Origin of the sequence: Mucilaginibacter angelicae (assembly GCF_042434235.1) — a bacterium.
Taxonomy (GTDB): Bacteria; Bacteroidota; Bacteroidia; order Sphingobacteriales; family Sphingobacteriaceae; genus Mucilaginibacter; species Mucilaginibacter angelicae.
Window position 1 is genome coordinate 21,389 of record NZ_JBHLTS010000060.1, and the last position, 10,106, is coordinate 31,494.

The following is a 10,106-nucleotide window of genomic DNA, read 5'->3' on the forward strand; positions in this document are numbered from 1 at the left end:
TACATTAAATGTTCAGGTGCGATAAAAATATGGCAAAAAGCAATACCCCGAAATAGGTATAATCACCCAATTTTCACTACGTAAAATTACCTATAGCACAGGTGCAGCTACCTGTTGCAATCGGTACTGAACAACTGAAAAAACTTAAAGCAGACAGGAATATCGGCACTTTCTTTTTTAAAGCCCTTTATGGCAAACAAACCGATATAGCGGGGATGCATATCAATGTCCTGGCTTATAACTTCCTTAAAAGCAGTGTTTTCAATCGATCCCCCTGCATACAGGAAACGAAACCGGCTGCCATGTTTTTCGATCCTGAGCGCTGTATTTTGCAGGTTTTTGAATAAGCCGGGATGGCCATTTGCACTATCGGGGTAAAATACAACATGGTGGGCTATCTCTTCGGGTTTGCCAAAGCCGTTGCCAAGCGAAGTGATTGCTTGCACCAAAATTTCGTGCGGACGGGTATATCCGCCAAAAAAATCATTGTAGGCCAATGAAAGCCGGATGCTTTTACCATTGAAAGTAGTGTCCTCTAAAAGCAGGATGCCGGCCTGCTGCCACTCCTGGTGCGGGATGAAATTATCAAGATGGATTTCGGCTGTGAAACAATCTGAAGGGATGCTGCGAAGCAGCAGGTTGCTAATCCCCGGTTTTCTGCCTGCCTCCGGCCAGTTATCACCCTCGAGCGTAAATAAGGTGAGTGCGTCTGGTTTTTCGTTTTTTCTTTTCCAGTAGATATTGTCTTTAGCCTGTTCAAACCAACCATTGTTTTCGAGTGCCTGATCGCTGACATTGCTAAAATTATCCGTAAATGTTTGGCTTGATGATTTGCCGCTACGGAATATGAAAAATAGTATAAGTGAAGCCACTGTTATAATTGCAATAACTACTCCCGCAACCGGGAAAGCCTTTGATTTGGCTGTTGGTTTTTCTGCGGGTTGAAATTGCTTCCGGTACAAAAACCAGTAGGGGTGATGGCTTTCGTTGTCTTTCCGTTTAATTTCATTGGTATACGGTGCGCCCAATACATAGCGGGCCAGCGTATCCAGCGTAGCTGTTGATGGATTTTCCTGCTTTACCGAATTACCGTCCAATACAAAGAACGAGTAGTTTTTTACACTTTTCCAGCCAATGCTCAACCCGGTAAGTTCATTGATATGGTTGGTGAAAACACGGCTTTCCGTTTCTGTCATAGGTGTATCCAGCACATTGCCAAAGCATTTTTTGTATGCCTCCTTAAATAATGCCGCAAAAACTAAAAAATCCTGTTCGGTCATAAAGTGTTGATCTTTAATTTTTTGTGTTTCGGAACGAAGATTTCCGCCACATTTCCGCTCCGGTTACGCATGGCCCCAGTTAGTCCAAAGATATTTACAAAACGGTTGTAAAGACAGTGTTTTTTAATCAGCAGAAAAAATAAATATCAATAAACACAGATATGAAAACCAGGCTCATCATTATTGTTGCATGTTGTTTTTGGACAATGGCAAGCGCACAAAACCTGCAGTTACATTACGATTTAAGGCATACGGTTGATCCCGCACATAACCCGAAAAATTTCCCTACCCTGTACTTTGAATATTTTAAATCGATGAAAAAAGCTAACGATTCGTCAATAATCAAACCCGGATCTTTCTTCTTAAAGGTACAAACCGATATGCAGGGTGCTAATGATAACATAGGTAAGTCATACATCCAGGTATCGCAAAGTTTTAAACTGTGGAAGCCCGAGGTTTACCTGAGCCTGCAATACAGCGGCGGTTTGGGTGTAACCGAGCCGCGGCAATACAGTTACTATATTACCAACGCACTTTCTGCAGGGCCTGTTTATGGCTTTCAATGGCAGAGGGCTTATTTCAGCGCGGGTTTAAGCTATACCCGTAACCTGTTGAAAAGCCCAAGCAATGATTTTTTAGCTTCATTTTACTGGGGTAAAGGATTTTTTAATTACAAGCTGGAGTTTAACGGCGATTTTGAATTGTATAGCATTAATAAGAACCAGGGAGATGAGGCCACCCAAAATCTGCACGGTAAACGGATCTCCTTTTTTGGCGAACCGCAGCTGTGGTTCAATATCAATAAAACAGTTGGGATAGGCGCAAGGCTAAATATGTTTTATCATGTTGTAACTACCGAGGATGTTTTTCAAAATTATCCGACTGTGGCAGTTAGGTTTAAATTATGAACCTTGATTTTCCTACTGTTTTAATCGTAGAGACGCATAATTGTGTCTCACGCATAAAGGCCGGAAATGCAAATCGGCTTTGTATATTCGGAGACGCATGTGATGCGTCTCTACAAAAAATAAAAATCTATTGCGTAACCAAAAGGTTTCATTTATATTTGTAACCGAACGGTTTCATATGGCCGTTTGTTTACTATGCGAAGAGATGTTTTCCAGGCCATTGCGGATCCTACCCGGCGTGAGATTATTAACCTGCTGGCTTACCGCGAGATGAACCTTAATGCCGTGGCCGATAATTTTGATATCAGTCGCCCTGCTGTATCCAAGCACATAAAGATATTGACCCAATGTGGTTTGCTTGTTATTAAACAGCAGGGCCGGGAGCGCTATTGCCATGCCGATCTGAAGCAGTTAAAACAGGTTACCGAATGGGCGGAGCAATACCGCCAGTTCTGGACGCAAAAACTTGATGCCCTGGACGGTTTTTTGATCAACGAACAAAACACAGATAACCATAAAAACAACAAACTATGAGTACGCAACCATTTGTAATTGAAAGGATTTATGCAGCGCCCATCCAAAAAGTATGGGAAGTCATTACCGTTAGGGAAAAAATGAAAGAATGGTATTTTGACCTTGCCGAATTTAAACCCGAAGTAGGTTTTGAATTTGAGTTTATCGGGGGAGACGAAAATAAGCAATACCTTCATCTATGCCGGGTAACCAAAATTGATGAGGGTAAAACCATTGCCTATACCTGGCGCTATGATGGTTATGAAGGCGAATCGGAAGTTACCTGGGAACTTTTTCCGGAAGGGGAGGGTACAAAACTGGTACTTACCCACAGCGGCCTCGAAACCTTCCCGCCGCTGGATGCCTTCAAAAAAGAAAATTTTGCTGCAGGCTGGACACATATTACGGGGATTTCGCTTAAAGAATATTTGGAAAAATAAGACCGGTAATAATTAGAAGCTTTGCTTAAAAGGAGGTTTTTATATTTTTTAACTGCTTTTAAGATTAAAAAAACAAAGCCGGGCATTTGCCCGGCTTCATAATTAAAACAATATGATAAGGAGATCTCTGCTAATAATCTCTAACCTCCAGGGATTAACACTAAAACACCTGTTCAAACTGGTTAACACCATCTTTGCTTTCCAGTAAAGAGTGGCCCATTAAAAACTCATCAACCTTGCGGGCGGCTTCACGGCCTTCTGATATGGCCCAAACAACCAATGATTGTCCGCGGCGCATGTCTCCGGCTGTAAATACCTTGCTTATGTTGGTGCGGTAAACGCCTTCTTTAGCCTTAACGTTTTTACGTTCGTCAATATCAACACCCAGCTGGCTGATGAAAGTATCATGCTGCGGGTGTAAAAAGCCCATAGCAAGGAATACACGCTGACAAGGGATTTCACGTTCCGAACCTTCAACTACATGGAATTTCACCGGGCGGCCCATAAAATCCTGTTCCCATTCCACGTCAACCACTTTCAGTGCGCGCAGATTGCCTTCTTCATCACCTAAAAACTCTAACGTGTTAACACCCCAGAAACGGTCGGCGCCTTCTTCGTGCGAGCTCGTGGTTTTAAGCACCATTGGGTAAGTAGGCCATGGCATGTGCTGTGTACGCTGGGCAGGTGGCTGGAACATTACCTCAAATTGTTTGATTGATGCAGCACCCTGGCGGTTTGAAGTACCCACACAGTCCGATCCGGTGTCGCCACCGCCAATTACCACTACGTCTTTACCGGTAGCTATGATTTCTTCAACGGTAACATCAATATTGCTTACGCGTTTGTTTTGCTGTTTCAGGAAGTCCATCGCAAAATGGATGCCTTTCAATTCCCTGCCGGGAATGTGCAGGTTACGCGGTATGGTTGAACCGCCTGCCAAAATCACGGCATCGTTGTTACGTACCAGTTCATCGGCAGCCACGTTTACACCAACCTCGCTGTTGTATTTGAACACAACACCATCTTTCTCCATTACAGCAACACGGCGTTCAACAACCCATTTTTCCAGTTTAAAATCGGGGATACCGTAGCGTAATAAACCACCTGCGCGGTCGTCACGTTCGTAAACGGTAACGGTATGGCCAACTTTTACCAGTTGAGCTGCTGCGGCAAGACCTGCGGGGCCTGAACCTACAACCGCTACCTTTTTGCCTGTTTTAACAAGCGGAGCGGTTGGCTTTACGAGGTTTTTCTCGTAAGCAATCTCGATGATATGGCGCTCAATTTCCTCAATAGCAACAGGTGGCTTGTTAATACCTAACACACATGCCGATTCGCATGGGGCAGGGCAGATGCGGCCTGTAAACTCGGGGAAGTTATTGGTTGATGATAATATGTGGTATGCCTCTTCCCAGTTTTTACGATACACGGCATCGTTAAACTCAGGGATGATATTACCAAGCGGGCATCCCGAATGGCAGAAAGGGATACCGCAATTCATACACCTTGCCGATTGCTGGTTAAGCTTCTCTTCGGTATATAAATTAACAAATTCGTTATAATTTTTAACGCGTTCAGCAGCCGGAACTTTTGATGGAAGTTCGCGATTAAACTCCTGAAATCCTGTAGGTTTTCCCATTTCTTAGCCTATAGTTTGATATTGTAATTTCTCTAATACTTTTTTATACTCTCTTGGATACACCTTCACAAACTGCGTTGAGGCTTCATCCCAGTTATTCAGGATCTGTTGTGCAAGCTTGCTGCCTGTCAGGCTGATGTGCTTGCGCAGCAGGGTAAGGATCTGCTCTTCGTCCTGTACGCTTAGCGGATCAAGGTCAACCATTTCGGTATTGCAGTTTTCGGCAAATTTGCCTTCAGGGTTATAAACCCAGGCTATGCCACCACTCATACCGGCTGCAAAGTTGCGGCCTGTTTGACCAAGGATCAGCGCACGGCCGCCGGTCATGTACTCGCAACCGTGATCGCCTATACCTTCAACAACAGTTGTAGCGCCCGAGTTACGTACCGCGAAACGCTCGCCGGCCATACCACCGATGAACAACTCACCTGAAGTAGCGCCATAAAGGGCTACGTTACCGATGATGATATTTTCTTCGGGTGTAAAGGTTGCGTTTGCTGCCTGGTATACTGCTATCTGAGCACCTGAAAGGCCTTTACCTACGTAGTCGTTAGCTTCGCCTTCCAGCTCAAACGAAATGCCTTTGGTAGCAAAAGCTGCAAAGCTTTGACCAGCCGAACCTTTGAACTTGTAATTGATAGTATTATCAGGTAAACCAGTTGAACCATACACTTTCGAGATCTCGTTTGATAACAGGGTACCAATAGTACGGTTAACGTTGATCACATCGAATGAAGCAAATACCGGGGTTTTATCTTCAATAGCTGGTTTAGCGGTTTCCCACAGTTTCCAGTCAAGGATATCGGCCATGCCATGATCCTGCGATTCGCTGTTGTACAAGGTCATGCCTTTGGTATTGGTAACCGGGTGCAGGATGCCGCTAAGGTCGATCTTTTTGGCTTTCCAGCTTTGCAGGTTATCTTTCACTTTCAAGAACTGTACGCGGCCAACCATTTCATGAATAGTGCGGAAACCAAGCTCGGCCATGATCTCGCGTAACTCTTCGGCCATAAAGCGGAACAGGTTAACAACGTGCTCAGGTTTGCCTGAGAATAATTTACGCAGTTCAGGATCCTGGGTAGCAACACCTACAGGGCAGGTGTTCAAATGGCATTTACGCATCATGATACAGCCGCCTGCAACAAGGGCAGCAGTAGCTACACCCCATTCTTCGGCACCCATCAGGGCTGCAATTGCCAAATCCCGACCGGTTTTCAGCTGACCATCTGTTTGCAGCACTACGCGGCTGCGCAGTTTGTTACGTACCAGTGTTTGGTGAGCCTCGGTTAAGCCAAGCTCCCATGGTAAGCCTGCATGTTTGATGGAGCTTATTGGCGATGCACCGGTACCACCATCATATCCGGCAATCAGGATCACATCGGCATGTGCTTTGGCAACACCGGCTGCAATAGTGCCTACACCTGCTTTTGATACCAATTTAACGTTGATACGGGCAGCACGGTTAGCATTTTTAAGGTCGAAGATAAGCTGTGCCAAATCTTCGATTGAGTAAATATCGTGGTGCGGCGGAGGCGAGATCAAACCTACACCCGGAGTTGAGTGACGGGTTTTAGCAATCCAGTCGTCAACCTTGTGACCCGGCAGCTGACCGCCTTCGCCAGGTTTTGCACCCTGCGCCATTTTTATCTGTAACTCATCGGCATTAGTCAGGTAGTTTGAGGTAACCCCGAAACGGCCTGATGCTACCTGTTTAATAGCTGAACGTAACGAATCGCCGTTTGGCAATTTGTCGTAACGCATTTCGTCCTCACCGCCTTCGCCGGTGTTGCTTTTACCGCCAATGCGGTTCATGGCAATGGCCATGGTGCTGTGCGCCTCGTGCGAGATAGAGCCGAACGACATAGCACCTGTAGCAAAACGCTTCATAATGCTTTCGGCAGGTTCAACCTCGTCAATGCTGATAGATTCACGGTGGTGGGCAAAATCAAGCAGGCCACGGATAGTGAAATGTTTTTCGGTTTGCTCGTTAACCGCTTTAGCGTAGTTTTTGTACACCTCGTAGTTGTTACTACGGGTAGCGTGCTGCAACAGGTGAACGGTAGTAGGGTTAAACAAGTGGGCTTCGCCGCGGCGTTTCCACTGGTAAATACCTCCTTCGGGCAACAGGTTGTCGGCACCTTTGGCCTCAAAGCCCATTTTGTGTTTGCAAAGTGCTTCGCGGGCAATTTCGTCAAGGCCTAAACCGCCTATACGGGTAACCGCACCATGGAAGTATTTATCAACAACGGTTTTGTTCAGACCAAGGATCTCAAATACCTGAGCACCGTGGTATGACTGCAATGTTGAGATTCCCATTTTTGAGAAGATCTTCAACAAGCCATCGTTAATAGATTTAACGTAGTTGTTTTGCAGTTTTTTAAGCTCGTAGCTGGTTTCAAGGCTGCCATTGTTCTTAAGCGTTTCGATGGTTGAAAGCGCCAGGTATGGGTTAATAGCAGTAGCACCGAAGGCCAGCAAGCAGGCAAAGTGGTGTACTTCCCAGGCATCACCAGTTTCAACAACCAGGCCTACAGCGCCACGGCGGCCCTTGCGGATCAGGTGGTGGTGTACGGCAGATACCGCCAACAGGGTAGGGATAGGGGCATGCTCAGAGTCAACCGCGCGATCCGAAAGGATCAATACCTCGAAGCCGTCATCAACAGCATCTTCGGCGTAACGGCAAAGGCGTGCAATACCTTTTTCCAGTGAGCCCGGCAGGCCATCGGCCTTAAAGTAAGTTTGCAGTGTTTTAGCGTGGAACAGGCCGGTATCAATACTACGCAGTTTTTCTAACTGGTGATTTTTTAATATCGGGTGTTTTAATACCACGCAATGACAATGCATTTTATCTTCATCCAGCAGGTTACCGTTGTTACCGATGAAGGTAGCAAGGCTCATCACCAAACGCTCACGAATTGGATCGATAGGCGGGTTGGTTACCTGTGCGAAGAATTGTTTAAAGTAGCTTGACAGGTGCTGAGGCTTGTCAGATAGGATAGCCAAAGGTACATCTGTACCCATTGAGCCTACCGGTTCTTTGCCATCAAGCGCCATTGGCTTAATGATGGTGTCGATATCCTCACGGCTGTAGCCGAATACCTGCTGGTAACGGTATACCGAAGCTTCAGAAAGGCTGGCGAAAGCCAAACGTGGCTCTGTAAGCTCGCTCAGGTTAATTTTATAGTTTTCCAGCCAGCGGCCGTAAGGCTGTTGCGATGCAATTTGTTTTTTAATCTCTTCATCAGTAATGATGCGGCCTTTTTCAGTGTCGATCAATAGCATTTTACCCGGCTGTAAACGGCCTTTGCGTAAAACGGTACTTTCGTCGATAGCTAAAGTACCTGCTTCTGATGCTGCAATAGCACGGCCGTCGTTGGTGATCACATAACGCAATGGGCGGAGGCCGTTACGGTCAAGCAGGGCGCCTACCAGTTTACCATCGGTAAAGGTAATGGCTGCCGGGCCATCCCAAGGCTCCATCAGGGTTGCGTGAAATTCGTAGAATGCTTTTTTAAGCGGATCCATGGCCTCGTTGCCGTCCCATGCCTCGGGTACCAGCATCATCATTACGTGCGGTAATGAACGGCCAGAGTGTAGCAGGATCTCGATAATATTATCCAAACAGGCCGAGTCCGACTGGTTATTATCAATCACAGGCAGCAGCATTTCCATTTCTTCGGCAGTAAAGTATGACGAAGCGTATGATTTTAAGCCGGCATAAAACCAGTTTAAGTTACCTGTTAAGGTATTGATCTCGCCGTTATGTGCAATTAAGCGGAATGGCTGGGCCAGTTTCCATGAAGGGAAAGTATTGGTTGAGAAACGCGAGTGGATCATGGCAAAGCCCGATGCAATACGCGGATCAGAAAGATCGGTATAGTATTTGCGCAGCTGGTACGTAGTAAGCTGGCCTTTGTAAATGATTGTTTTACAGCTTAGTGATGTAAAATAAAAATTTTCGGAAGCACCGGCCACGGTTTCTGTAATGGTTTTATTGATATACCTCCTGAGCACGAACAGTTTACGCTCAAAATCATCGGCATTAGTAATATGATGCGGACGGGCAATATAAATTTGCTCAACATCAGGTTCGGCCTGGCGGGCTGTTTCACCAATAACTGATGAATCAACTGTAAGTTTACGCTCGCCCAGTTTATGCAAACCTAATTTTTCGATTGCGTTGTTAATAATATTACGGCAGGCCTTTTTCTGGGCCGAATCTTTGGGTAAGAAGATCATACCTACACCATACTCACCGGGTTCCGGCAGGCTGATTTCAAGGTTTGAGCATTCTTCCATTAAAAACTCATGGGGCAATTGTATTAATATACCCGCACCGTCCCCGCTTTCGGGGTCGCATCCGCACGCACCACGGTGTTCCATGTTTTCGAGCATGGTTAACGCGTTATCAATGATCTGGTTGGTTTTATGACCGTTTATATTGGCTATAAATCCCGTTCCGCACGAATCGTGTTCAAATTCCGGTCTGTAAAGACCCTGGTGGCTATCAGTTTGATCCATTGTTTAAATTAAACCGTTTATAATTTTTATAAGGGGTGTAACCACGAAGTTACCAAAACTCAAATAAATTATAAAATTTACGGTAATTTTTAAAGATTTCTAAAAAATCAATTATTTAAATCATAATTATTTAACATTATATCAACAAAAAGAGTTAAATATTATGATATGCAAAATGAAAGTACGAAAAAATTTATTTAGAATCAATATAAAGTTGCAGTAACTTCCGTTAATTCATTTATTAAAGCTGCAAACTATGCTATAACCAAATAAAATTTTGCTGCTTTTGCCTATATAGATGGTAGAACTTGTTTGAAGAGATCATGGTTGATGGTTCATAGATCATGGTTAATAGTGGAGCATATGTAGTTTATGAGATTGGCTTTGTAATATGGCCGTGAAAAGAGGAAGGGGTAAACAGGTCAATCCTGTGAATTCGTTAATCCTATAAATCAAGGTTCAGAAAAAGCGTTAGGGATGGAAGCGGATACCGGCCAATGAGCGTAATGTCTGCAGGCGTATGAGCGTACAGCCCGGGCCGCAGGTAACGCCCATGATAGAGATTAGGGGCTTATAAAATTAAAAATTCTATCCATCAGGTCATTGCGAGGAACCATCAGGGGAACCCTGGAAAAAATCGTGATGACATGTAAAATATATTTTAGGGATGTTGCGCGTGGGCCGCGTTAGATTCTGTGTTGATATGCAAAAGTTATTTTTTTATTTTTGTGTCTTAGGCGGCTTTATGTTAGCCTGTTTAGGGCAGTCCTTCTATTGAGGTGACTGCTCTAACTATTTTGGTCTA

General features: G+C 44.9%; 6 protein-coding genes. 3 read left to right on the forward strand and 3 right to left on the reverse strand.

Annotated elements, in window-relative coordinates; genetic code table 11:
* Nucleotides 1-107 precede the first annotated feature (107 nt).
* A complete protein-coding gene (locus ACFFGT_RS19995; RefSeq protein ID WP_377024283.1) occupies nucleotides 108-1,280 on the reverse strand; it encodes a hypothetical protein in 1,173 nt (390 codons plus the stop codon).
* 161 nt (nucleotides 1,281-1,441) lie between these two features.
* Between ACFFGT_RS19995 and ACFFGT_RS20000 the strand changes: the two genes are divergently transcribed.
* The 3 genes from ACFFGT_RS20000 (at nucleotide 1,442) to ACFFGT_RS20010 (ending at nucleotide 3,141) form a co-directional block, all read left to right on the forward strand.
* Nucleotides 1,442-2,188 carry a DUF5020 family protein gene (locus ACFFGT_RS20000; RefSeq protein ID WP_377024284.1) on the forward strand — a complete coding sequence of 249 codons (747 nt, stop codon included), beginning with the start codon at nucleotides 1,442-1,444 and terminating at the stop codon, nucleotides 2,186-2,188.
* A gap of 195 nt (nucleotides 2,189-2,383) precedes the next feature.
* The gene (locus tag ACFFGT_RS20005; protein ID WP_377024285.1) at nucleotides 2,384-2,722 is read left to right on the forward strand and encodes an ArsR/SmtB family transcription factor; all 339 of its coding nucleotides are present in this window, start codon (nucleotides 2,384-2,386) and stop codon (nucleotides 2,720-2,722) included.
* Nucleotides 2,719-3,141 (forward strand): SRPBCC family protein, encoded by a 423-nt coding sequence (locus ACFFGT_RS20010; protein ID WP_377024286.1) that lies wholly within the window; start codon nucleotides 2,719-2,721, stop codon nucleotides 3,139-3,141. The genes ACFFGT_RS20005 and ACFFGT_RS20010 overlap by 4 nt, the downstream gene beginning before the upstream one ends.
* Nucleotides 3,142-3,301: 160 nt before the next feature.
* Here ACFFGT_RS20010 and ACFFGT_RS20015 read toward each other — a convergent pair whose 3' ends face one another.
* A complete protein-coding gene (locus ACFFGT_RS20015) occupies nucleotides 3,302-4,780 on the reverse strand; it encodes a glutamate synthase subunit beta (RefSeq protein ID WP_377024287.1) in 1,479 nt (492 codons plus the stop codon).
* Between the two features lie 3 nt (nucleotides 4,781-4,783).
* The gene (gene gltB, locus ACFFGT_RS20020; protein ID WP_377024288.1) at nucleotides 4,784-9,301 is read right to left on the reverse strand and encodes a glutamate synthase large subunit; all 4,518 of its coding nucleotides are present in this window, start codon (nucleotides 9,299-9,301) and stop codon (nucleotides 4,784-4,786) included.
* Nucleotides 9,302-10,106 lie beyond the last annotated feature (805 nt).

What these genes read in the sequence shown, in the direction of transcription:
- ACFFGT_RS19995 (WP_377024283.1), bottom strand. Translation starts at nt 1,280, where the DNA reads ATGACCGAACAGGATTTTTTAGTTTTTGCGGCATTATTTAAGGAGGCA.
- ACFFGT_RS20000 (WP_377024284.1), top strand. Translation starts at nt 1,442, where the DNA reads ATGAAAACCAGGCTCATCATTATTGTTGCATGTTGTTTTTGGACAATG.
- ACFFGT_RS20005 (WP_377024285.1), top strand. Translation starts at nt 2,384, where the DNA reads ATGCGAAGAGATGTTTTCCAGGCCATTGCGGATCCTACCCGGCGTGAG.
- ACFFGT_RS20010 (WP_377024286.1), top strand. Translation starts at nt 2,719, where the DNA reads ATGAGTACGCAACCATTTGTAATTGAAAGGATTTATGCAGCGCCCATC.
- ACFFGT_RS20015 (WP_377024287.1), bottom strand. Translation starts at nt 4,780, where the DNA reads ATGGGAAAACCTACAGGATTTCAGGAGTTTAATCGCGAACTTCCATCA.
- gltB (WP_377024288.1), bottom strand. Translation starts at nt 9,301, where the DNA reads ATGGATCAAACTGATAGCCACCAGGGTCTTTACAGACCGGAATTTGAA.